22 protein-coding genes and 1 pseudogene are annotated in these 23,793 nt (G+C 61.8%); 10 read left to right on the forward strand and 13 right to left on the reverse strand.

All coding sequences use genetic code 11. The features are described from left to right. Positions 1-51 precede the first annotated feature (51 nt). The 6 genes from AC1VV3_RS25810 to AC1VV3_RS25835 all read right to left on the reverse strand — a co-directional run bounded on the left by AC1VV3_RS25810 (position 52) and on the right by AC1VV3_RS25835 (position 7,253). Positions 52-1,065 (reverse strand): zinc-dependent alcohol dehydrogenase family protein, encoded by a 1,014-nt coding sequence (locus tag AC1VV3_RS25810; protein ID WP_465128427.1) that lies wholly within the window; start codon positions 1,063-1,065, stop codon positions 52-54. After that, the gene (locus AC1VV3_RS25815; RefSeq protein ID WP_465128426.1) at positions 1,062-1,976 is read right to left on the reverse strand and encodes a polysaccharide deacetylase family protein; all 915 of its coding nucleotides are present in this window, start codon (positions 1,974-1,976) and stop codon (positions 1,062-1,064) included. The genes AC1VV3_RS25810 and AC1VV3_RS25815 overlap by 4 nt, the downstream gene beginning before the upstream one ends. Next, entirely contained in the window at positions 1,973-2,863 is an 891-nt protein-coding gene (locus AC1VV3_RS25820; protein ID WP_482963286.1) for a polysaccharide deacetylase family protein, read from the reverse strand. Before AC1VV3_RS25820 ends, AC1VV3_RS25815 begins: the two co-directional genes overlap by 4 nt. Continuing rightward, positions 2,863-3,543 (reverse strand): isochorismatase family protein, encoded by a 681-nt coding sequence (locus AC1VV3_RS25825; protein ID WP_465128424.1) that lies wholly within the window; start codon positions 3,541-3,543, stop codon positions 2,863-2,865. Before AC1VV3_RS25825 ends, AC1VV3_RS25820 begins: the two co-directional genes overlap by 1 nt. A gap of 119 nt (positions 3,544-3,662) precedes the next feature. After that, positions 3,663-5,879: a TonB-dependent receptor gene (locus tag AC1VV3_RS25830; protein ID WP_465128423.1), complete on the reverse strand. Its 2,217-nt coding sequence runs from the start codon at positions 5,877-5,879 to the stop codon at positions 3,663-3,665. Positions 5,880-5,972: 93 nt separating this feature from the next. Next, positions 5,973-7,253, reverse strand: a complete 1,281-nt coding sequence (locus AC1VV3_RS25835; RefSeq protein ID WP_482963287.1) for an MFS transporter — start codon at positions 7,251-7,253, stop codon at positions 5,973-5,975. Positions 7,254-7,430: 177 nt separating this feature from the next. Here AC1VV3_RS25835 and AC1VV3_RS25840 point away from each other — a divergent pair, with 177 nt between their 5' ends. Then, a complete protein-coding gene (locus AC1VV3_RS25840) occupies positions 7,431-7,724 on the forward strand; it encodes a DUF1330 domain-containing protein (protein ID WP_465128421.1) in 294 nt (97 codons plus the stop codon). Between the two features lie 50 nt (positions 7,725-7,774). Here the strand turns inward: AC1VV3_RS25840 and AC1VV3_RS25845 are convergent, their stop codons facing one another. Together AC1VV3_RS25845 and AC1VV3_RS25850 are read right to left on the reverse strand one after the other, a co-directional pair. Next, complete coding sequence (locus AC1VV3_RS25845; RefSeq protein WP_465128420.1) at positions 7,775-8,299, reverse strand: DUF3598 domain-containing protein; 525 nt, start codon at positions 8,297-8,299, stop codon at positions 7,775-7,777. 560 nt (positions 8,300-8,859) lie between these two features. Further along, positions 8,860-9,071: pseudogene (locus AC1VV3_RS25850) on the reverse strand (hypothetical protein); the annotation flags it as partial. 516 nt (positions 9,072-9,587) lie between these two features. Between AC1VV3_RS25850 and AC1VV3_RS25855 the strand changes: the two are divergent. The 9 genes from AC1VV3_RS25855 (at position 9,588) to AC1VV3_RS25895 (ending at position 17,132) form a co-directional block, all read left to right on the forward strand. Next, positions 9,588-10,325: a DUF1838 family protein gene (locus AC1VV3_RS25855; protein WP_465128419.1), complete on the forward strand. Its 738-nt coding sequence runs from the start codon at positions 9,588-9,590 to the stop codon at positions 10,323-10,325. Positions 10,326-11,238: 913 nt separating this feature from the next. Further along, on the forward strand, positions 11,239-11,505 hold the full coding sequence (gene infA / locus AC1VV3_RS25860; protein WP_482963288.1) for a translation initiation factor IF-1: 267 nt from the start codon (positions 11,239-11,241) through the stop codon (positions 11,503-11,505). A gap of 258 nt (positions 11,506-11,763) precedes the next feature. Next, positions 11,764-11,964, forward strand: coding sequence for a hypothetical protein (locus tag AC1VV3_RS25865; RefSeq protein ID WP_482963289.1), 201 nt, complete (start codon positions 11,764-11,766; stop codon positions 11,962-11,964). A 197-nt stretch (positions 11,965-12,161) separates the two neighbouring features. Continuing rightward, positions 12,162-12,371, forward strand: coding sequence for a cold-shock protein (locus AC1VV3_RS25870; protein ID WP_465128416.1), 210 nt, complete (start codon positions 12,162-12,164; stop codon positions 12,369-12,371). Between the two features lie 77 nt (positions 12,372-12,448). Continuing rightward, positions 12,449-12,661: a hypothetical protein gene (locus AC1VV3_RS25875; protein WP_482963290.1), complete on the forward strand. Its 213-nt coding sequence runs from the start codon at positions 12,449-12,451 to the stop codon at positions 12,659-12,661. Next, a complete protein-coding gene (locus tag AC1VV3_RS25880) occupies positions 12,658-12,915 on the forward strand; it encodes a hypothetical protein (RefSeq protein WP_482963291.1) in 258 nt (85 codons plus the stop codon). The genes AC1VV3_RS25875 and AC1VV3_RS25880 overlap by 4 nt, the downstream gene beginning before the upstream one ends. Positions 12,916-14,045: 1,130 nt before the next feature. Next, on the forward strand, positions 14,046-15,368 hold the full coding sequence (locus AC1VV3_RS25885; protein WP_482963292.1) for an MFS transporter: 1,323 nt from the start codon (positions 14,046-14,048) through the stop codon (positions 15,366-15,368). Beyond that, complete coding sequence (locus AC1VV3_RS25890) at positions 15,365-16,177, forward strand: alpha/beta fold hydrolase (RefSeq protein WP_482963293.1); 813 nt, start codon at positions 15,365-15,367, stop codon at positions 16,175-16,177. Before AC1VV3_RS25885 ends, AC1VV3_RS25890 begins: the two co-directional genes overlap by 4 nt. A 46-nt stretch (positions 16,178-16,223) precedes the next feature. After that, complete coding sequence (locus AC1VV3_RS25895) at positions 16,224-17,132, forward strand: LysR family transcriptional regulator (protein ID WP_482963294.1); 909 nt, start codon at positions 16,224-16,226, stop codon at positions 17,130-17,132. Here AC1VV3_RS25895 and AC1VV3_RS25900 read toward each other — a convergent pair. The 5 genes from AC1VV3_RS25900 to AC1VV3_RS25920 are packed head-to-tail and all read right to left on the reverse strand — an operon-like array spanning position 17,129 to position 23,743. Further along, positions 17,129-18,064: an alpha/beta fold hydrolase gene (locus tag AC1VV3_RS25900; RefSeq protein WP_482963295.1), complete on the reverse strand. Its 936-nt coding sequence runs from the start codon at positions 18,062-18,064 to the stop codon at positions 17,129-17,131. The two genes, AC1VV3_RS25895 and AC1VV3_RS25900, sit on opposite strands and share 4 nt — an antisense overlap. 30 nt (positions 18,065-18,094) lie before the next feature. Further along, on the reverse strand, positions 18,095-19,465 hold the full coding sequence (locus AC1VV3_RS25905) for an LLM class flavin-dependent oxidoreductase (RefSeq protein ID WP_465128409.1): 1,371 nt from the start codon (positions 19,463-19,465) through the stop codon (positions 18,095-18,097). An 18-nt stretch (positions 19,466-19,483) separates the two neighbouring features. Beyond that, a complete protein-coding gene (locus tag AC1VV3_RS25910; protein ID WP_482963296.1) occupies positions 19,484-20,827 on the reverse strand; it encodes an MFS transporter in 1,344 nt (447 codons plus the stop codon). Continuing rightward, positions 20,817-21,989, reverse strand: coding sequence for a M24 family metallopeptidase (locus AC1VV3_RS25915; RefSeq protein WP_465128407.1), 1,173 nt, complete (start codon positions 21,987-21,989; stop codon positions 20,817-20,819). Before AC1VV3_RS25915 ends, AC1VV3_RS25910 begins: the two co-directional genes overlap by 11 nt. A gap of 17 nt (positions 21,990-22,006) precedes the next feature. Next, complete coding sequence (locus tag AC1VV3_RS25920) at positions 22,007-23,743, reverse strand: N-acyl-D-amino-acid deacylase family protein (RefSeq protein ID WP_465128406.1); 1,737 nt, start codon at positions 23,741-23,743, stop codon at positions 22,007-22,009. Between the last annotated feature and the right edge of the window lie 50 nt (positions 23,744-23,793).

Raw genomic sequence — 23,793 nt, forward strand, 5'->3', positions numbered from 1 at the left:
GGCGCCGGGCCGCTTAGGCGGACCGGCGCCTTTCCGGGATCACTTGCAGACTCAGGAAACCCGGATCAGGACTTTGCCGAGATGGCTGCCGGACTTGAGGTATTCGCAGGCCCCCAGCGCCTCGTCGAACTCAAATACCCGGTCCACCACCGGAGCGAAGGGATTGGCCTCCATCGCTCGCAGCAGCCGCACGAGCATGCCCCGGCTGCCTGCCGCTATGCCCTTGATGGTGAGGTTCTTGCCGATGATCGCGCCGTAGTTGGGCAGGGGGCCGTCTCCCGCGCCGGCACCGATGACGACGATCCGGGCATTGACCGCGCAGGCGTTGATCGACTGAGGCAGGGTGTGCTGGCCGCCGGTCTCGACGACCACGTCCGCCCCGCGGCCGCCGGTCTGCTTGGCCAGCTCCGCAGCCCAATCGGGATGCTTGGCGTAGTTCACGGTATAGTCCGCGCCCGCCTTGCGCGCCAGTTCGAGCTTTTCGTCGCTGGAAGAGGTGATCGCGACGAAGGCTCCGTTGGCCTTGGCGATCTGGAGCGCTGCCATGGCGACCCCGCCGGTGCCGAGCGCGACAATGAGGTCGCCGGCCTTGGCTTGGCCGATCTCGACGACTGCGTGCCACGCCGTGAGCGTGGCGGCGGCCAGCGGGGCGGCCTGCTCGTCGGTCAGGCTGTCCGGCACGCGGATCAGTGCCGAGGCCGGAACTTTCAGGTATTCGGCCATCCAGCCGTCCTGCGTAATGCCGACATCGGAGCCGAAATAGCGCATGTCGAACGGGCCGTCGTGCCAGGCGATGAAGTGCGAAAGGACCGCGCGGTCGCCCACGGCGATCCCGGCGGCACCTTCGCCCAGCGCGACGACTTCGCCGATCCCTTCGGAGAACGGCACACGCTCTTCCGGCTTCTTTGCGCCGTAGCGGCCTTCGAGTATTTGCAGGTCGCGGTTGTTGAGCGAGACGTAGCGGACCTTGAGCACCGCCTCACCGGGCCCTGCCACGGGATCGGGGCGGGTTACCGGGGTAAGCGAGGACAGGCCGTCCTGCGCGCCGAGTTGATAGGCTTTCACATCTGGCTCCTGAAGCTGTCGAAAATGTCCGATCCGCGCGCGAACCACGTTTCCGGGCGTACGGCGAGGTCTGCCAGCAGGCGCTCCAAAGCGTCCATGCGGTAAGGCAGGCCAATGATATAGGGCGTGAGATGCAGCGGGAGCAGGCGAGCGCCCTGGGTCCTCGCCTCGGCGCTCAGCCAGTCGTGGGCGTCGAGCACCTGCTCGGCATAGCTGTCGACCGACTGTTGCTGGACGTTGAGAATTTGTCGGTCCGACAGTTCGTGGTTGAGCGGTAGATTGACAAGGCCATTGGCGAAAGCCCAAGGCACCTCGTCGTTCGCCCAGTCGCAGCAATATTCGATTCCCGCCTCGACCAGCAGGTCGGGCGTGGCGAAGCTCTGCGAACGGGCGACCGAGAGCCAGCCGCGCGGGGCTGTGCCGGTGACTTCGGAAAGCGCGGCGATGCTGTCGCGGATGAGGGCGCGTTCGTCCTCAATTGGCAGCGTGGAGGCGATCGTCCCGTTCATGTCGGTCGAATGAGCGATGACCTCGTGTCCGGCGTCCACTACGTCTCGAATGATCGAGGGATAGCGTTCGGCGATCGCGCCGTTTGCCGCGACCGAAACTTTCACGCCGGTCTTCGCAAAAGCGTCGAGTAGGCGGTAGAAACCAACCCGCGTTCCGTATTCGCGTGAGGTGTAGTGGCGGTAGTCCGGATAGGCCGTCTGCATGTGTCCCGGTGCGCGGAACGGGGTGTCGTTCGGCGTGATCGGAAACCATTCGAGGCTGACGACGATCCATGTCGCGACGCTCTTGCCGCCGGGCCATGCCAGCGGCTTGCGGCTGGGCAGCATGCTGTAGGGATAGAGATCGTGGTCGTAGCCAAGGCGGCGCGCGGGATATTCGAGATAGTTGGGGTCGAGGGTCATACGGCCGCCTCCCTGGTCTGAACGGCTCTCCACGCATCGGCAATGTCGCCTGAGCGCGTGATCCAGGCGCGGCCGTCCGCGGCGATGTGGCGCAGGACTTCCTCGAAAGGACCGATGCGGTGTGGCTGGCCGATGAGATAGGAGTGCAGGGGGATGCACATCACCGTGCCCGAAGGTTCGGCGGCGAGCCGTTCGTACTGGCGGATCAACGTGTGCGCGTACTCGCGCGGGCTCATGTTGTAGATGAAGAAGCCGTAGTGGTCGTTGACCTCCAAGCTGTAGGGCATAGAGATCAGGTCGCCGCTGGCCGTGTTCACGCGCTGGGGCTGGTCGTCATGATAGAGGTCGCAGGTATAGTCGAGCCCGTATTCGGCGATAAGGTCCAGCGTGCGCGGGGTATGTGTAAGCGCCGGGGCGAGCCATCCGCGGATCGTCTGACCGGTGGCCTCGCGCACGGTGCGGATCGAATCCTCGATGATCGCACGCTCCTGCGCCTCGTCCAGGCCGTAGGAATAGCGCGTGTTGTAGATGCCGTGACTGAAGAATTCCCAGCCGCGCGCATGGGCGTCCGCCACCACCTCGGGGTGGTGCTGACACAGCGCCACCGAGAGACTGACTGAGCCGGGAAAGCCGTGCTTGGTCATGACTTCGGCCATACGCCAGTGACCAACGCGGTTGGCATGGTCGCGGTGGGAATAGCCGACAACGTCCGGATGCGGCTTTGCCCAGGTCTTGCGGTGGGGGTTCACGGGCGGATCGATCTCGTAATATTCGAGATTGGGCGAGATCCAGACGGCGACTTTCTTCTCCCCTGGCCATGAGTATGGCGTCCGGTCGCGATAGGGCGCGAAGTCGTAGAGCCCGGGGTCGGCTTGTCCCTCCTGCATCAGCGGGCCTCCAGCCAGTCGATCACGGCCTGCACGGGCTCCACGTCCGCATATTTGAGTTGGAGGTCGGTGAGATTGGCAAAGTGGTAGCTCTCGTGCTTGTCAGCGCAAGTCTCAATCGGGACGATGGTGCGGTAGCCGCGGCTCAGGCTGTCGACCGCAGTAGCGCGGATGCAGCCCGAAGTGGAGCCGCCGGTAATCACCAGGGTATCTACCTTGTGCCAGACGAGCAGACTTTGCAGCGGCGTTTCGAAGAAGGCCGAAGGCATGCGCTTGGTGTAGATCATGTCGGCGGCATCGATCTCGCAGCGCTCGTCGAAAGCGTGGCGACGGCTGTCGTACCTAATGTTCTGGAGCGAATCCGGCGTGTTCGTGCGTGTGCCCCAGACACCGGCATCGCTGGCATCCTGGGTATAGGCGACGTGGGTCCAGATCACCGGCATGCCCTTGGAGCGTGCAAGTGCCGAGATCGTGTTGGTATGCTCGATCTGGCGGGGATCGGTCTCGTAGGCGGTCTTGAACTCGTCGATCCGGGTATAGGCGTTCTGGAAATCGACGTTCACGATCGCCAGTTTCTCGCCGAAGCCGAACTTCGTGCGGGCGGGGTTCGCCATGACTTCCTCGAAGATCTGCCGCGCGGTCTTGCCGTCGCTGACCATCCGGGTGCCGACGATGCTCATGGGAAAATACCTCGTTCTTGGGGAAGGACGCCCCCGCGATAGGAGCGTGCCAGCCGCGCGGTGTCCGCTGGGAGGACCAGCCTGTCCGACCTGCGGACACCGCGCGGTGATGCTGAGCGTCAGATCTGGAACTTGAGTCGCACCGTGTAGCGGCGCGGATCGCCCGGGAAGAGCGAGATGAAGTTCGCGGTGACCGTCTTCTGGTCGGTGAGGTTGGAAACCTCGAAGGCGATCTTCATCTTCTCGTCCATCGTGGTGTAGCTTACGGCAGCGTCGATATAATCTTCGGTCTGTGTCGTTGCAGTGTTGAGCACGGCGATCCAGTAAGGTGAATTGTGCCGCCATGTGGCAGAAGCGCCCAAGGTTCCGGCCAGAGCCTCGACCGGCACGTCATAGGCCGCGCCGCCGCTGAACTGGAACTTCGGCACGCGCACCGGCCTGAAGGCGGTGGTGAGAGTGGTCGATGTCGGAACAATGTAGGTGTATTCGCCGTGCATCAGTGACGGATTGGCGAACAGGCTGAGATAGCCAAACTTCGCCGTGCTCTCGATTTCGATGCCATAGGCTTCGAAAGTGCCGGCATTGAAAGGCAGCTGGGAGATCGTGCCGGTGATCGGGCTGGTGACGGCAGCGGTGACCTGCAGATCCTTAGTCTTCGCGTAGTAACCCGTCGCGTTGAAGCGCAGCTTGCGATCGAACAGTTCGGACTTTATCCCGCCTTCGAACGACCAGGTCTTCTCGGGATCGAACAGCACGGCGTTGAAAGGCGCCGCCGCGCCGCCGTTCCAGCCGCCCGACTTGAAGCCATTGGTGGCAGAGGCGAAGATCATGACGTCGGGATTGATCTTGTAGTTGACTGCCAAGCGCGGCGTAAACTTGCGGTAAGTGCGTTTGAGCGGAATGCCATAGGCGGAGACGGCGGCGCTGTCATAGCCGAAGCCCGGAAATTCCTCGGAAGCGAGATATCCCACCTTCTTGGTCTCGATCGTATAGCGTCCGCCGGCCGTCAGGGTGAGCTGATCGGTCAAGTCGAAGTCCGCCTGTGCGTAGACAGCGCCGGTTTCGGTCTTTGGCAAGAGATGCTGATCCTGGACCAGCCGGAACGCGGTGCTCCCACCAGAGAAGCTGGTCTGGCGGTCGTCCGACTTTTCATTGAGGTAGAACAGGCCGGTGACGAGATGAACGCGGTCGCCGAAGAGGTCGGCGTTGTATTTAAGTTCGCTGGACCACTGCTCATGCGTGCCGTTGTCGGTGATGATATAGCCGGCGTACTTGTTGGCTGCGCTGGCATTGTACTCGGTGATATAGCCCTGATCGAGATGGCGGTAGCCGAAGATGTAGGTCAGTGAGCCGTTGTCGAGTTCGTAATTCGCATTGGCGCTAATCGCCACGTTCTCGGAAAGGTTGCAATTGCCGGCGCCCACCGAGAGCAGTGTGGCGACATTGTTGTCGGTGCAGCTCGTCGTCGGCAAGCCCGAGGCGGATTCGTAAAAGACCGGGCGCGTGGTGGCACCGGCAATATAGGGGTTCGTGCCTGGGACATTGCGAAGGCCAGTGTAGGTTCCCGAATTGCGGGTATATTCGGCGGCGAGGTCGATAGTCAGGCGGTCGGTCGGCAGCAGTCGCACGTCGCCGCGCAGTCCGTAGCTGCTTTCACCATTGAACCAGTCGCCGGTGGTGATGTTTTTCAGATAGCCCCGGTCCTGCACGACGTAGCCCGAAAACTTGGTGAGGACCTGGTCAGTGAGTGGCAAGTCGGCGGTCGCCTTGACGGTGTAGCGCTCGTAAGAGCCGCCGGTCACCTCCATCTTCATGCCTGCCGTGTCGGATGGCTTGCGCATGATGACGTTGATTGCACCGCCCGTGGTATTGCGACCGAACAGGGTTCCTTGCGGACCACGCATGACTTCCACGCGCTCGGTATCGAAGAAGGCATAGTTATTGGCGTTCTGGCGGGCCACGTAGACGTCGTCGACGTAAGTCGTCACTGGGGCATCGAACGTGGGGGTCGACTGGCTGTTGCCCAGTCCCCGCAAGTAATAGGCATTCGCGGATGCAAGGCCGGCGTTGTGCTGCGAGACCATGCCGGGAACGAACTTGGACGTGGAGATCGCGTCGTTGACGTTAAGGCGCTCCAGCATGGCCTCATTGAACGCGGTGACCGTGACCGGAACGTCCTGCAGCTTTTCCTGGCGGCGCTGCGTGGTGACGACGATGTCTTCGAGCCCGCCGGTCTTTGCGCCGGTTTGCGCGGGTGCTTCCTGGGCCGCAGCCTGAGCGGAGATCAGGCTGAGCGGGATGAGTATCGTGGAGAGGAGCAGTCGGTAATCGGTCATGGCGATTCCCTCATGGAATGGCGACCATTCGCCGACGCATATTGGTATATTCATATAACAATATGTCAATTGGTAGGCGCGGCCGTGTCCAATTCAGGAAAATCGCGGATATCGCCCGAGTAGAAGGAAGCCGGCGGCACTGATGGGCAGGATCGCGGCGCACGTCACAAGCGCAGGATTGAAATTGTGAGCAGCGTCGCGAATCATCCCGAAGACAAGCGGCGCGAAGCCTGCTCCCACGGTGAAGCAGACGTAGAACAGCCCGTAGATCGCGGCGTAGGCTCGCATCCCGAAGTATCGCGCGGTTAGATAGGCGACGACGTCGAATTCGACGCCGAGAGCAAAGCCGATGAGGAAAATCGCGAAGCCGGCGGTGGTCGGTTCGAGATGTCCGGCCGACAGGATCAAGCAGGATGCCACAGGAACGCTGAGGATAACGAAAGCAACGGCGGGTGCCCAGAACCGGTCGAGCAGGAAGCCGCCGACAAGCCGACCGCTAATTGATGCCAGACCGATGAGCGGCGTAAGCCGGACGATAGTGGCAGGGTCGAGGCCCTTGTCGCTCAGAATCGATTCGAGGTTGGGCGGCGTGCCCGCCAGCGCGAATGACAATGGGATCAGGAGCATCGCGATCAGCCAGAAGCGCCACTGGCGCAGCGCTTCCCCGCGTGTAAAGCCGGAAACGGGGGCGATCGGCGCGCCACTACCGCTCCGGCGGTGGTCGGTACCGGATGGATCGCGGAACAGCAGCACCGTCACTGGCGTCGCGAAAAGCAAGGGCAGGCAACCAAGCGCTGCATAGCCGGTACGCCAGCCATAGTCGCCGATCACCCAGGCGAGGATCGGCTTGCAGGCTATGCCGAACAGGCCGGTGCCCATCATGGCGATGCCAAGAGCCAGCCCGCGATTCCGGTCGAACCATCGGTTCACTGTGCGGGTGAAGGTGATCGGCAGGCTCCCCGCGCCAACGGCAGCGGCTAGGCCCCACGTGACGTAATACTGTGTTAGCGAGCCGTTCAGCGTGGCGAGGGACAGGTAGGACAGCCCGAACAGGGCGAGCGAAGTCGCTGCAACGGGCCTTGCGCCGAAGCGCTCGCACAGCAGCCCGGCTACGGGGGCAGCCACGAGGAGTGCGAGTGTCGTGATCGTCAAACCACCCATGATCTCGCCCATAGACCACCCGAATTCGCGGGCCAGATGCGGGGCGAAGATGCCGAAGGTGTAGAACGGCAGCGAAACCAGGCCGCTGCCTATGCCGATCAATGAGGCCAGCAGGATCGTCCAGCCCCGGGCGAACTCGCCATCGATACCGGTCTCGGCACTTGTCTCGTATCGAGGTGCGAAAGCGGCGTGTTCGATCCGGTCTGTCTGCAAGTCATGCCTCCATGAAATCCGCGATGGGGCAGGGAACCGCGTCTGCCTGGGCAATTACAGCACTGGCACGTGTGCATCCGCACAGCGGATAGCGTGGAACGCACAGTGCCACATGGCATGCGATGGAGGGACTGTCGGCGGGCAATCACTCCGCAATCAACACAAGGAGATAATTCCATGCCCGCCTGGCTTGTCGTTACCGCCCATCTGAAGGACCGCGAGGCATTCATGTCCTGCGGCTATGCCCAGGCCGCCGCCGAGGCGCTGGTCAATTATGGCGGAAATTATGTCGTGCGCGCACCAGGCGGCACGGTTCTGGAAGGCGAGGGTCCGGACGGTGGTTCGATCGTAGTCTCCGAATGGCCGGACCGTGCAAGCGCGCTCGCATTCTGGAATTCGCCGGAATACACCTCGGCTAAGAAGCTGCGCGAGGGTTTGGCGGACATCTCGGTCACGCTTGTCGGCGCGTGACACGGAAGCCGCCCCTGCCGGCAGCGAGCCGGCAGGGGCGAGAGCGTCCGTCAGATGCCGGGCGCGTCGTCGTTGGTCCAGTTCTGCCAGTCGCGGGTCACGAAGACCTCGTCGATCAGCGTCCGCTGGTAGCACTTTCCTTCACGGAACCACTGCCAGGTGCGTGCGCGATGGGTACGCTCGTCGTTGTTCTGGATCATCTCGTATAGATAGATACCGGGCTCGTCGGTGCGGGTCCAGTTCAGGCATGTCGAACGATTGAAATCGTCGGGTTGCATCGCTGCAGCCCAGCCTTTGATGAGGTCGTTATCCCACCAGATCCGGCCGTTCTTGTAGACGGCAGGAAAGTCCCGCACTTCGACGCGGCCATCGTCCCAGAAATAGTAGTTGGTCTGGTGATAGTGATCGACGCCGTCCTTTTCAAACAGGCGGCAGATCAGGCGCGAGCGGTGCTGGTCCGTCAGTTCGCCGGTCTTCGCGTCATAGTAGCGGTACCAGCCCTCCCAGACGCCTTCGTTCGACGCGAGCAGTGGCATCGCATCGCGAACCCCGGGCTCGTTCATCAACTCGGACATGATATCTCCTTGCCTCCGCAGGTCTGAAACAGCAGGAGTTACCCCCTGTTTCGCAAGTTTGCGCGGTTATCGAGGAACTGGTGGACGATGGGTCGAAGCTATCCGTTATGCGGATAGAGGCGGTAGGTCCCGCAAGGCCTTCAGGAAGCTATAGCGACGCTTGAGGTGGTCCTGGCAGCTCAAATGTCCTTCAACTTCATTATGGTCATGAGAAGGTGGGCGCGATCGGTTCGGACCTGTAAGCAGGATCTTCCGTTGATGAGTGGCAGCTAAACCCACCTAAGATAATCGGACACGTTCTAGGAAGTGTGCCGTGTTGAGATCGCGGCGATCTTCAGGAGAAAGCTTACCCTGGTTTGGACATCTCCGATAATCCAGAAGTCAGGTGCTCAGGCACGAAATCCGGCCGCGCTAGCTTCTGCCATCTCACCGCTGAAAATCAGCTGCATAAGGTGGGGAGCAAGGCCTTGATCGTAAAGCGCCAATGACCGGGCGAAGTCAGAAACAGCAATCATGAGGCGGCGATCAGGAAATAACATTTTTGTCGGAGGAGCGTCCTGTCGTGCGCTGTCGAAAATCATCCCGCCATCAGGCGTCAGACGGTAGCCAGTGACGAACCGAGCATCCTTGCCGGCGAGAAACAGCACGGCGGCTGTCAATTTTTCCTCTGGCGATCCGTAGCGGCGGAGCGGAACGTTAGGGGTGGGATGTTGCCCGCTCCCCAAATGTCTGCGATCGATAGAACATTGTTTACGATGATATTGTCGGCGCCCATTCAGGCGACTCTGCAACGCGAGCGTGTCTGTCCATGTCGGCGTTTATCATCAGTTAGTGGTCAAAATCTGACGCTTGGTACCCGTCTGCCCAGATTCTTGAATGGCCAAGGTGTGTGGGACGGCGATGTTCGAGCTGGCATCGTCAAACAGCAGCTTTGCGCCGATTGTCGCCGTCGAACAGCGCCGTTCGTTTACTCAGAAGCGGTCATTCACTAAGATTGCACGGGCCCATCTGACGTGAGCACAGTTGCCTGACAGCAGCCCCCTATCCGAAGCGCGATCAATTTCTGTGTGCCGTAATGTAGGCAGCACGCCTGAGAACAAGCTGCGTTACGAAAAGCAGTATCGAGGGGGATAAGATGATAGAGAATTGCCAAGCGGCAGGGCTGGATCGCCGCAGCGCCCTGCGGCTCGGCGCGATCGCGCTGGCGGCAGCCACTATGCCCGCGAGTGCCGCAGCGGCCAGCCAGGTGAAGAAACGGACGCTCGATCCCGCCAACCCCGCCGATACTTTGCTCATCTATCGCAAGCTGCGTTTTCGGACCGACGACGGGCTGGTCTTCTCCTGGCTCAAGGGGCCGTACTATGCGGCCTATCAGGGCGATCTGATTCCGGTCTATGCGCTCAATCTGGGCTCGATCCAACGCGTCACGCAAAACCCTGACGGCAGCTTCAGCCTCATCGACCTGGAGATGAGCTTCCGCGTCGACGTGGAAACCGGCGAGCGCCTCTCCAAACTGCGCAACCCGATCACCGGCGAGATAGTGAAAGTGGGAGGGCGCGGCCCCGTGCCGTTCCCGGTGCGTTTCACCGCCACGAACGACGCCGAAATCGCCAAGCTGCCCGGTCAGCCGATATACGAGCACACACATCTGCCGATCAAGCCGTTCGACATCGGCAAGACCGATATCGCGGTACGCGACCGTTCTCACGCAAAAGTCACCGCGCCCGACGGGTTTATTTCGCACCTCAACGAAGTGTCGACTTTGTCCGCGCCAAAAGCGCTCGCGCTCGATCCCTCGGTTCATTACCTGGAAGCGCGTGTTCAATCGAACGACGTGCGCAGCTGGCCCGATTGGCTGAAGATGGGAGACCGGCCTGGCACGCTCAACCTCTTCGCCAACGGCGCCAAGGTTAGCCGGTTTGAAGATCTGCCCGAAGACTTCCATGCACTGCTGGAAAAGCACTATCCCAAGATCGCCGCCGATCCCATTGCGGCGCTCGACGCGAAGCCCTCGGTCGCGGGCTGACCGGGGACTACACTCCGGTACGCCCCCAGAGGTGCCTTCTCCTTCGGGATCGCCCTGTCAGGCACCAATGTCCCGGCGGGATGGATTCTACGCGCGATACGCTGCTGGGCTAAGTAGACACCTGTCTCCCGTGCGCAGGTGCGCTGGCGCTACTGGCGAGAATGCCGTAGCCGCGCCTGACCCTGCTCGTGTGTAGCATAGTCCCGCTACCTTCTGCGCGGCTTTGCGCCCTAATCGGTCATTCCTAGTGTGATCGGCGGCCCCCGAAACCTGTCGGTTCTGTATCCATTGGCAGTCGGGTTCGTCAGCGGCAAGATGGGTGGTAGCCAGTTAATCAGGTTTGCCACACAAACTTTTCACGGCTGCGAAGAGAACGGCGATGGAATTCATTCGGTATCAGCGGCGCATTGGGCTGTTCCCACCGAGCGTAGCTGTCATGGTTTCGCACCATTCGCAATTTATCACCGAATTATCAGTTGATCCCAATTTCATTACATAGGCCTCCCGCCAATTTTATTTGACCCAAAACCACTTCTCCGCATAAGAGTTCCGATTGTGAGAAGCAATTGCTGCCGATGCGAAAGATTCCAACAGCCGCCGCTGGCCGTTTGCGATGAGACCGCATTGCGCCGACCCATGCTATTCGACAGCGGTTGCGCCTTGGCCGGGACATTTAAGGACCGCGGTTCAAGCAAAAAAGCCGATTGGCTGTGAAGCAATAACGACTGACTCAAACCATTTGAGGCTAAAGGCTTGCAAATATTATGCATGGCTATATATAGAAATAGCTAAACGTCGTTTGCGACGGAATTTGATAGCCGCTTTTTCGGCCTACCTCTTCCTTTTCAATCTTCATGGCTCCGTGACGGGACACATCCGATCGCGGACGACTATTTGTACGCAAGGAACTGGTTTGGCGAACGAAGAGCTCATGACAGTGGGAGGCAAGATCAACGAAATCTCGCCTGACGGACGCTTCGGCGTGACACTCGATAATGAGCATCGGATCATCGCTTACACGGCGGGGAAATTGCGCCGTCACCGGATTCGCTCGGTCGTTGGAGACCACGTACACATGGAAATGAAGCCTTACGATCTAACCAAAGGTCGGATCATCTATCGCGGACAGACCCTCGGGCAAGGTCCGGCCGGCGTCCGGCGCCGTGTGATCAGGCGCTGATCCGATTTCAACAAAAAGGCGGCGGCAAAACCGCTGCACGCAGGAATATAATGAATTGTATGAATGCTGGCGCTGCTTGGCGCCACACTACCTCGTCAAGTAAAAGCTCGGCGGGCAACGAACCTAGGGGGCGGCGCCCGTCTTTCTCCGCCATGCTTTCGACCCTCGAACTGCGACGGCTTGTCGCTGCGATGGTCGACTGAACAATAAAACTGGCGGTCGAGCCGAGGCATGACCGCATCTGGCAGGAGATTGCCCTTGGATATCAACAAAGAATACGCCGATCACCAGCATGCCCTGATGCGGGCCGATAATTCGGCGTGCAACGACGATCGCCGGGCGCATCTCGCCCAGGCCTTGTCTATAGCCAACCGGATCAGCGTCTTTCAGCGTGAACTGGGCGCGGCAGCGGCCGGCGCCTGGAGCATGGCCCAGACCGCTGGGCGTGTACGCGCCTGATAGCACTCCGCCAGCCTAATGCTGGTGCCTCAATTCTGCTCTTGTTGAAGTTCGACCGGTATCGACGATTTGATTTCAGAACTGGAAAATCCGTTTCCATTCCTGCAAGACGACGACTTCCTTTCAAGTAACAACTTGACGCAAGACACCGTCCGCAATCGCTGACGGCCACCCCCGTTTCTTGAAAGGAAACGTACATGACTATCGGAACCGTAAAATTCTTCGACGAAGGCAAGGGCTATGGTTTCATTCAGCCTGATAACGGCGGGAAGGACAGCTTCGTTCATATCTCCGCCGTGCAGGCGGCTGGCCTGGGTATTCTGAGCAGGGACCAGCGCGTGTCCTATGACGTCGAGACCGGCCGCAACGGCAAGGAATCGGCGATTAATCTTAGCAACGCCAACTGATCAACGCTTGTTCCGGCATTCCATTCGGGGTTTGCCGGAACACCTGATTCCATGCCCCGTACCAGGAGTGAATGCTTATGGCACTTTCCTACGAATTCCTCATTGAGCGCGCGGAACAGGCGGCGCAGGAAGCAGCATGTTCCGTGCTGGAAAAGGTGCGGGAACGCGCATTGCGCTCGGAAACAGCATGGCGGAGGATGGCCAACCAGGTGCTCGAAGTCGCTCGCACCCGCGAGCTTGCCGCGCAGAAGAGACTTGCCGAAGGCCAATGGATCGGCGTTCCGCAATGACTGAAAACCTGACCCTTACTGCGAAGACCCTGATTGAAGCTCATGAGGCGTCTGACGTTTCCGCGACTAATGGGATCGTCTGCCTTTCCAACATTTTGCGGAAGCGCGGCTTACTGACTGACGCAGAGACTTCGGCAATGTATGACAGTATGAGCCTCCCGTTCGGCCTGCCGAAATACGCCGGAAACCGTGCCGTTCAGGAGTTACAGTTGAACCTCGATCAGTTGTTTGCTGTCGTCGTTGCGCCGAAGTAGCTGGGGCCAGTAGGGATCAGGCTCGTGCCTAGACTTCTGTCATTTTGGTTGAGCCGAGAAGCGCCATTGGTGGGTTGTGGTAGTAGCGGCGCTTGATACGCTAGTCTGCGAACATCTGGAAGTGGTCGGCAGCCTATTCCGATTGCGTGTCAGTTATCCCCGCTACCCGGCTCCGGACCGGACAGTCCTTATCGGCCCGTGGCTGCCATTGGGGAATAGGTTGTTGAACGTCCGAAAGAGGGCGTGTCCGGAACAGCACTTTTTTATGTATCAGTGCCAGATAGCTGATGGGTCGTCTAATCGCAGCTCGCTGGCAAGCAGATTTTGAGCTGACCGTATGCCGGGTTCAGGGTCGTCTTCGCGGTCGCCATGGGCCGCCGCGCGGTGGGTCTTCGGCGGACGGAACCTTCCTATGTGAACGTCGCACTCGGCAAAAGCCGGTCGCGCTAGCTAGCAAGATGGCGCGCATGATCTGGGCGTTGCTCACCAAGAACGAAGATTACAGAGCTCCGACAGCTGTCGCGGTGTAAGCCAAGACTGCGGTCAGAGGCGTCGGGGACGTAGGCGGTCGAAGCAGGGTATGGCACAACGGTCGGCGAGACGGGGCTGGAAGAACCAGGAAATAGCAGAGCGCTAGCCAAGCGCGTAAAACTGTAATGGATCCAGTCCGCGAACTCACATACTGGCCCGCAGCATATGGCGCTGCTCATCGAGGCCGGACAGATGACAGCATCCGACAACGTGCCAACATACCCCGATTTGCTGCTTGCATCCGAAGGGGCGGCCACAGATGCCATTCCGACACCTCCCGCGAAATCTGACATAGGGCGTTTTCTGCCGTTCTCCGGCGGGGACCAAGCGTGTGATGCGGATCACTAGCCGACAGACTCGTTGCCGCGTTGATGACTTCAACGACCACCAGGAGCCTCGATTAGACCCGTCGTGGCGCTGCTCGGATGCCTAAACGGCTTTATCCCAGTTTTGCTGAATAGTCCGATGTTTTGGACCTTGCGGTGAGAGACGGAGCTGCCGTGTACCACGGGTTGTCGTCAAGCGGATAGTCGCCGGCACTTGCATGACCGGAGTTAGACACACGATAAGCTTTGCCCCAAGCGCCAGAAAGGAAATGCATGGCCCACGGGCAATACGCCAAAAACCAGACTATTGGCCCGGCCATAGCCTGGATTACGGTCGCAACATTGTTCATCGCGCAGATCGTTTCGACGGTGGATCGCGGGATGCTTGCGCTTGTTATCGATCCGGTACGCCGCGACCTGAACATCAGCGAAATGCAGATCGCACTGCTTCAGGGCTTTGCCTTCTCGATCTTCTACGTCACGGTTGGCCTGCCCCTTGGCGCCGTGGCCGATGTCGTGAACCGCCGTAGGCTCTTGATCGCCGGCATTCTCGTCTGGAGCGCGGCAACCGTTGCGGGTGGTTTCGCGCAAGGGTTCGGCTCGATGTTTGCCTCGCGCCTGTTCATTGGCGTGGGAGAGGCCGTGCTCGGGCCTTGCGCGGTCACGATGATAAGCGATCTGTTCCCGCCCGAACGGCGCGGACGTCCCATGGCGCTTTACGTGTTCGGCAGCATGATTGCGTACGGTTTGGGTTCGCTGATCAGCGGGGTTATCCTGGATCTTGCACCCAAAGGCATCTTTGCGAACCTGCCGTTCATCGGACATCTTGTCCCCTGGCGCATTGCCTTTGCGTTGGTCGGCGCGTCGGGGCTGTTGATAGTGGTGCTGTTGTTCCTGCTTCGCGAGCCGGTGCGGCAGACCGACGGGGGCGATGGCGATTCCAAGGTTTCGTTTGCCGAGGGATTGGCATTGCTGGCCGCGCAGCGTGCGGTCTTTCTGCCGCTTTACGGCTCCTTGGCCCTCTTCGCAATGGGTGGCTCGGTCGCCACCGGCTGGGGGGCGGTGTTCCTGACGCGGGCATTCGGATACCCGCTCGGTGCGGCCGGAAAGGGGCTGGGCATGAGCCAGGTCTGTTGGGCGGTGGCAGGTGCGATCGTTGCCGGGATTGTGGTCGACCGGGTCGGCGCACGTTCCGGCCCGGGAGGCCGCATGCGCCTTGCGGCGGGCATCGCGCTCTTGGGAATTCCCTCAAGCCTGCCGCTCCTTGCAAGCAGCGGGACGGCGGCGATGGTCCTGTTGGGTGAGGTCATGATGGTGAGCGCGATCTACGGCACCACCATGCTTTCGGTGATTTCCGAGATTTCCCCGAACAAGGTCAGGGGTTTTGCCGTGGCGCTCTATGCCTTCGTGATGACGATCATCGGCGGATCACTGGGTCCGCTGGCTGTCGCCTATCTCACCGAGTCCGTTTTCGCCTCACCGCTGGCGGTGGGCCACTCGATGGCCGTGGTGGGAATGGCGGCTCTCCTCATCTCGGCGCTGCTCGCATTGCGCGCTGCGTCACGCATTTCCTCCCAAGTACGGAACCTGCCATGACCACGATCACGCGCGGCTATGCCAAGAGTCGCTTTGGCCAGCTTCACTACCGCCTTGCGCATAGCAATGGTGCGGGGGTGCCGCTGCTTTGCCTGCACCAGACCCCCAGTAGCAGCGCGGACTGGCTGCCGGTGATGGGACCGCTTTCCACCGGTCGCACGGTGATTGCGGTGGACACGCCCGGTTACGGCATGAGCGACGCACCGCCGGAACCCGCGAGTATCGAGGACTTCGCCGAGATAATGGCGCAGCTTATGGCGGACCTGGGTGCACAGGGCGTCATTGCTTCCGGCTGCTTTGATGTCTTGGGATTTCACACCGGCTCCCTCATCGCGACGCAGCTTGCTCGCAGCCTGCCAGATAGGGTGCGTAAGGTCGTCGTCTTCGGACTAGCTGCCTATCCCGCCGAAGTGCGTGAGGACAAACTGGCCAATCTGCTCAAGGCTTTCCCGCCGCCGGGGCCTTCGCTCGACCATGTCGAGAGGCTCTGGTCGATCATCGGCGAACTGAGCGATCCGCGCATCTCCTGGGAAGAGCGCCATGTCAACATGGCCGAATGCCTGCGTCTGGGCGCGCGAATGCCCTGGGGATATATCTCGGTTTATCGCTACGATTTCCTCGGCGCTATGGCGCAGGTTGAGCAGCCGGTGCTGGTGATGAACCCGGAAGACGACTTGTGGGACGTGACTTTGGCCACCGCACATACTTTCCGGAACGGTCGGCGCGTGGATCTGGCAGACGTGAAGCACGGTGTACTCAAACTGGAAACAGCGCGCGTGGTGAGCGAGATCGCAGCGTTTCTTGGCTAATCCGCACGAACATGCGATCCTGTGGTTTTAAGGAGCAAAACGCTTCGTGAACCTGGTGCAGCTCAAGCGAATGATCGCGATTTACGAGAGCGGCAGCCTGCGCAAGGCATCCAAGTCGGTCGGTGTCACCCAGCCCGCGCTGACGCTCAGCATCCGGCAGCTCGAGGAAGAGTTCAACACTAGCCTGTTCGAGCGGGGTCCGACCGGCGTGCGCCCGACCGAAATGTGTGAAAAGCTGGTCCAGCGCGCCCGGCTGATGCTGATGGAAGAGCAGCGGATCATAAACGATCTGGCGACCGCCAACCGCGTTCCCAAAGTGGCGGTAGGAGTTCATCCGATCATCATGAACGACATGATGAGCCGAGCCATGCGCCAGTTCGTCGACCAGTCGGGGCCAGTCAACATGTGGGTGCGCGAAGGGTACACGACCCAGCTTCTCGACCTGTTGTCCGCCGGCGAACTGGACTTCGCTTTCTGCGGGTTGCCCGACGGATACAGCAGCGAGACGTTCGCGTTCGAACCCCTGTTCAAGCGCGAATATGCGGTCGTGGCGGTGCCCGACCATCCGGTGTTCGCGATGGACGAACACGATTTCGCGGCAGGGACCGATTTCGTTTGGGCTCATGTCAGCGCTTACGAGACCGCCGATCCGATAGACAACGACGATGTCGTCACGATCCTGCGCAAGTTCGGCTATTCGAAGCAGTGCAAGGCAGTGAAGGCGTCATCCACCACTTTCGTGAAGAGCATGATCCTTCACTCGGGGATGATCGGTATGGTTGCCTGCGAGGCCGTGGCTGACGAACTGGCGAGCGGGTCGCTCCGGCGCCTGCCCGGCTCGGAAATTCCAGCCCCCGCGTTTGGGTTCATTACCCTGAACGAACGTTACGAAAACCGAACGGTGCGGCAGCTCAAGGCGATCGTTCGCCATTGCTGCGCGCATCGGGCCGGCTAGAGGTCAAAGTCCCCTACAAAGGATTTGAGAACTTTGCCGGTTGCAGGCGGATTGTCCTGCATCACGAACGCGCCCGCGTTCTTGATTACGGCAGTGCGGCTGCTTTTCAGCGCGGCTTCGGCGGCGGGACGGAATTTGGGATAGGCCTTGTCACGATCGCCGTAGACCAAGAGCGTCGGCGCCTGGACGCGCGCCAGCGTTCCGGCGATATCGGTCACGGCGACGCCGCGCTCGGAAGGCTGGATCCAGCGGCCGGCGGCTTTGCGGCTGAGCACGCCATCGGCATTGATCGGGCCGGTGTTGATGATGCCGAAGATCTGCGTCAGCAGTTCGGGCGGCGTTGGCAGGGGATCGCCGTTCTTATCGAAAAGGGCACCCTGCTTGTCGTCCACCGCGGCCTTGACTTCGGACAGCGAACGCCGCGGGCCAAGCGCGCACGAAACTAGCGCCAGCTTGCGTACCCGCTCGGGCCAGAACGCAGCGAGCGGTACGGCAAGGCAACCGCCTAGGGACGTGCCGATCAGGTCGACCCGCTCCAGACCAAGTTCGTCGAAAGCACCAACGAGCAAGGCGGCCGTCTCGCCCAACGTCTGGATGTAGGGCGCGGTGCCATCCCAGCGCGAACCGCCGTGGCCTGGGAGGTCAAAGGCGATCACCTGCCGTCCTTCGGCCAGCATCGGCGCCACGAAGCGCCAGTCGGAAAGCCAACCACCGAGCTTGTGCAACAAGACGATCGGTGGCTTGCCGGTAACCGCTTCTCCGATAACGGCGTGGTGCAGGACGCCGCCCGCGCGGCGCAGATCGCCCTGGCGCGTCCATGGCCCGGCGGGAGGAACGACGGTGGGGCCGGCACTGTGCGCGGCCTTTACGGGAAGGGCGCCCATCGCACCGGCAATGGCCAGCATTTTGGCGGCATCGCGACGGTTCAACATTCCTCTATTCCTTTTCGACGTTGGGGACGGTCAGGCCCATATATCCGGCTCGCGACCGAGGCCGGGATCGGCGACGAATGCGTTCTCCGGTCTGGGCAGGCCGAGATTTTCGCGAAGCGTATCGCCTTCGTACTCGCGGCGGAATAGTCCGCGTTTCTGCAGGATGGGTATGACCTGGTCCACGAAGTCCTCCAAAACGCCCGGCTGGTAATTCGGCGAGAGCGAGAAGCCATCGGCGCTGCCCGCGCGGAACCAGTTTTCGCAGAGGTCCGCTACCTGTTCTGGGGTGCCGGTATACGAGAAGCTCGCGCGCGAGACGACGACGCGGCGGGCGAGCAGACCGATCGGCAGATCCTCTTCTCGCGCCATGCGCAGGATCTGCTGCTGCACCCACTTACCGCCGTTGGTCTCCGGCAGGTCGGGCAGGCGATCGTTTACTGAGAGGTGCGAGAGGTCGACGCCAAGTTGCAGGCTCAACGTGCGCAGTGCCAGCGCTTCGGGCACGAGATCGAGCAGCTCCTCGTCGGCGCGACGTGCCTCGGCCTCGCTGGCACGGACCATGAGCTGGACGGAGGGGATGACTTTGACGTGATCCGGGTTGCGCCCGAAGGCGGCGGCGCGGCCGCGCATGTCGGCTCGAAATTCCCGGGCCACTTCCAGCGAGCTGGCGGCAGTGAAGATCATGTCCGCCGTGCGTGCCGCTAGTGCCCGTCCCGGCCCGGAGCCGCCGGCCTGGACGATAACGGGATGACCTTGCGGCGGGCGAGCGATATTCAGCGGACCGGCGACGGCAAAATGCTCACCCTTGTGGTCGAGCTGATGGACTTTGCCCGGATCGAAATAGCGCGCGGCCGCGCGGTCACGCAGGATCGCGCCGTCTTCCCAGCTGTCCCAGAGATTACGGACTACGTCGACGAATTCCTCGGCGCGGGCATAGCGGGCGCTGTGGTCCATGTTGACGTTGCGGCCAAAGTTGCGTGCCTCGCTGTCGCTGGCCGAAGTCACCACGTTCCAGCCCGCACGGCCCTTGGAGATATGGTCGAGCGAGGCATAGCGGCGGGCGATCGCGTAAGGCTCATTGTAGGTGGTGGAAGCCGTTGCGATCAGGCCGATGTGCTTCGTCACGACTGCCAGCGCTGCCAGCAGCGTGGTCGGCTCCAGCTTGCCGCCGTAGTCGGTGGCGGCGAAGGCATCGCGGCCCGATATATGCGGAAATCCTTGGGAATCGCCCGAAAAATAGCAGTGCATCTTGCCTCGCTCGGCCGTCTGGGCGAGTTGGGCGTAATGCGCGAAGTCGTGCTGATCGGCCGCCGGGGCTCCCGGCCAGCGCCAGCCGCCAGGATGGGCGCCGCTGTTATGTATGAAGGTGGCGAGGATCATTTGCCTGGGGGCGTCAGTCATTGTTGAACTCCGGGAAAATCAATTTTGGCTGGCAGCGATGACGCGCGCCAGTTCTCCGTCCGCGGGCGCGGTACGAAAGGCGCGAGCGGCAAGAGCGAAGCACGCCGCTGCCAGCATGAGGCAGGGCAGGACGACGCAGACGAAGGAGGCGGCGATATGCGAGGGACCGCCCAGAACGTTTTCGGATACGAGGGCGATGGCGAAGGGGCCGCCGGCACCGGCCGGCAGCGCGGCCACGACACTGAGGAAGGCATAAGAGAAGCCCCGCATGTCGTTGGGCACGATCTCTTGCACGGTCGCGTTCATGGCGACGTTAAGCATGGGCGTGGTGAGGCTGATCGTGGCAAGCGCCGCGATGGCGAATCCGAGGCCCGGGGCAAGTCCCGAAAAGGCGGCCGGCAGGGCAAGGATCGGCAGTACGACCATCAGCCCGATCCGGCCGGACTTGCGTGCCTTGGCACGGCTATCTGCAGCAAGACCGCCCAGGACATAGCCGCTGATACCTGCGATCAGCATGCCCAGGCCCAGCAGGTTGGCGATCTGCGGAAGGGTGAGGCCATATGTCCGCATCAGCAGCGGCGCGGTCCACGACGTCACGCCTACGAAGGCGACGTAATAGAGGCAAAAGCCTCCGAACAGTGGCGCGACCAGCGTACGGTGACGCCATAGGTAGGACAGCTTCTCGCCCACTTGCGCCGGTACCTCTGCCTCGCAAGTCTGGCTGGCGCCGATCCCTCGACGGGCGGGTTCGCGGATGGTCAGAAAAGCCAGGCCGACGAGGGGTCCGATGGCGCCGCACAGCAGGAAGGCACTGCGCCAGGGAATGACCAGTCCATAGCCCGGCAGCGCGATATGCAGGTTGGCAACGAGGATCGCTCCAGGAACGACCGACGACAATGAAGTCCCGATGGTTGCACCGATAAGATAGGCGCTGAGCGCTCGCCCGCGCCGCTCCGGCGGGAACATGTCCGCGATTAGCGACATCGCCGCCGGGGCGATTGCCGCTTCGCCGAGGCCGACCAAGGCGCGCAATACGAAGAACGTCGCAAAGTTCGGGGCCAGGCCGCCAAGCGCGGTCGACAGGCTCCAGACAATGATCGCGCCGCCCAGAACACGCTTTCGTACATGCCGGTCCACCAGGGAGCCGAGCCATAGGCCGCACACGCCGCTCAGCAGCGAATAGGCAAGGCCCATGAGGAGGCCCATGCGGATATCGTCGATGCCGAGATCCGCCTTTATCGGCTCTGCCAAGACACCGACGATCGCCTTGTCGATGCTGTAGAAGTTCGCGGCAAGAAACAGCAGCAGCATCGGCCAGAGCGTCTGCCGGACCGGCGGGAAAGGAGAGGTATCAGTCGACACGGACAGTGCGTCCATCGATGCAGGCCAGCAGGCGGCCGTCTGCATCGTTGAGGATCTCGACCCTGTCGCCGTCGAGATAGATGATATCCTCGAAATGGAACTTGCCGATTTCTGGGCCGATCCAAGGCAGGTCGCAGCTCAGGACCATGCGGTCGATCAGTTCGAAACTGTGCATGCCGCCGCCGGGGTGGGGATGATCCGTGTGCTCCAGCCCCACCGAGTGGAGCCCGCAGGCCCGGAACTCTGGATTTCCGTGGGCCTGGATCGAGGCGACGACAGCCTGCTCGACATCGGTGGACAGCCGGCCGGCGCGAAATTCCGGCAGCGCGGCTTGCCAGCCCAGACGCGTGGCATTGTAGCGCTTTAGTTGTTCGGCGGAGGGTTCGCCGATCACGGCGGTACGGCCGATATCGCTGGTGTAATGGGCAAATTCGGCGGTTGCGTCGAAAGTCACCATGTCGCCATGTTGCAGTTCGGTGGTCTTGGCCAGACGGCCGAACCCGGGGCGGTAGGGGGTGATGAGCAGGAACACCGGGCGTCCGCCCGCGAGTGCAGCGGCGGACCAGAATACCCGCTCGGCCTCGGCGCAAGTGGCGCCGGCGGCCAGGGCTTCGGCGGAGATCTGCAAGGCCAGTTCGGTCTTGCGGGCGGCGGCACGCATATTGCCTATTTCCGCCGGAGTCTTGACCATGCGCATGTCGCGCAGAAGATCGCGCGCAGGGAGCACCTGGATGGTGCCGCCCAGGAGGGCGTTCACGTCAAGGCCTAGTCCGCGATCCTCGAAGGCGATGCGGCCCTTGTCCAAACCGAGCTCGCGCAAGTATTGGGCCACCGCCTCCTGATGGTTCTGCGGCAGGCCCTCGGCGGTGAGCACACCTTGTACGCCGCCGGCGCCGATGCCGGGCTTGCGGGCATAGCCGCGGACGATCATCCAGGTGCCCTGCCCCTGCTGAGGCTGGCCCATGTCTACTTCGACGGTGAGCACGGCGGCGTCGCGCGAAGGGTCGCGGGGCAGGAGCGCCAAGGCAAGATCGCCAAAGCCCCAACTGGCGTCGGTCGCCCAGCTGGAGAGGTAGTAGGTGTTGATCGGACTGGATGCGACGACGAGATCGATGCGATCCCGGTCCATCAGGGCGTCGGCGCGTTCACGATTCAGGAGCAAGGGCATTCTCGATCTGGTCAGTTGGGGCGAGGAGAGGAGCGTCGTCCGCGCACAAGACGCCCTGGCAGCGCGCCGGTGGGCCTGTCGTCGCGGGCGGTGACGAGGCCAGACACCACGGTGGCGGCATAGCCGCTGGCGGTCTGGGTCAGGCGGCGGCCGCCGGCGGGCAAGTCGAAGCTGGCGCGCGGCGCGGCGAGGGAGAGCTTGTCGTAGTCGATCACGTTGAGGTCCGCCTTGAAGCGCGGTAGGATTAGGCCGCGATCGCCGAACCCGCCTACTTGTGCGGTATGACGAGTCATCCGCCGCACGGCTTCCTCAATAGGCAGGCGCTCGCCCCTGCGGTCTCGGGTCCAGTAGGTGAGCACAAAGGTCTGCATCGAGCCGTCGCAGATCGCGCCGACATGAGCGCCGCCGTCGCCAAGGCCGAGCACGGTTTCCTCGCGCGTCAGCATATCGTGGACGACGTCGAGGTTGTAGCGGGTGAAATTGCGTGCTGGGAAATAGAGGATCGCCTGGCCGTCATCCTCCAGCAACGCGTCGTAGGCCACTTCCGCAACTGTGCAGCCGCGCTCGCGGGCCAGGTTGTCGAAGCGCTCGCGTTCGGGAGGTGCATAATCGGGGGTGCCGCCCATCGCGTAGCAGCGGGCGATATCGCGCATGAACGCCGGATACTTCACAGGATCGAGCGGTAGCTCCATCTCGGCCAAGATCGCCGCGCGCACCTCGGACTTGCGCATTTCGGCGGCGCGGTTCGCGACAGGCAGGTGCTCAATGCGATCGTAACTGGGACAGCCTCGGAATGGGTTGAGACTGAGTTGCAGTCCGTAGAGCACGCCAACGGGACGGCCGACGATTTGCCCATAGATATCGAGCCCGCGCTCGCGCTCGGCGGCGCAAGCCTCGGCAATCTCCTGCCAGCGATCCGGGGCCTCGTTGTATTGGAGTAGTGGGAACGTCACCGTATGGCCCGACGCCTCGGCGATACGGGCGAGCATGCGGAATTCGGAGGAGAAGCCGTTGGCCGTGTCGAACTCGGACGCCGACATGAACAGGTGCTGCCCATGCGGCTTCATGGCCAGGGCGATGGCCATGAGTTCGTCCTCGCTCGCGGTCGTTACAGGAAGCTGCTCGCCGCTGGCCGTGCGGTGACCGACCACCCGTGTGGTGGAAAAGCCGAAAGCGCCCGCCGCTACGCCATCAGAGACGAGCGCGGCCATGGTTTGCATATCGGCGGGGGTGGCCGGTTCGCGCGCGATCGCGCGCTGGCCCATTGCGTGGACCCGCACTGGAATATGGGGAACTGCCACGGCGAAGTCGGCATCCATCTGCCGCTGCGCGATGGCATCCATGTATTCCGGGAAAGTTTCCCAATTCCAGGGAAGGCCTTTGGCCATGACGATGCCGGGGATGTCTTCCACGCCTTCCATGACGTCGATCATCTGTGCGCGCATCTCGGGCCGGCAGGGCGCAAAACCGACGCCGCAATTGCCCATCAGCACGGTGGTGACGCCGTGGTTGGTCGAGGGCGAGAACTGCGTATCCCAAGTGACCTGGGCATCGTAATGCGTGTGGATGTCGACGAAGCCCGGCGTAACCAATTTGCCGCGCGCGTCGATTTCCTCGCGCCCCGAACCGGGGACGGCCCCGGTCGCGACGATATGCCCGTTCGCTATAGCAACGTCGCCGTCCCACAGCCCGGCACCGGTGCCATCGGCCACGGTGCCGCCGCGAATGACGAGATCATAGTCGCTCATCGCCGTCTCCATTTCTGCAGGGCAAAGAGGCCGGGGCGCCAGAGGGAAAA

Source organism: Novosphingobium sp. BL-S-34 (assembly GCF_056857015.1).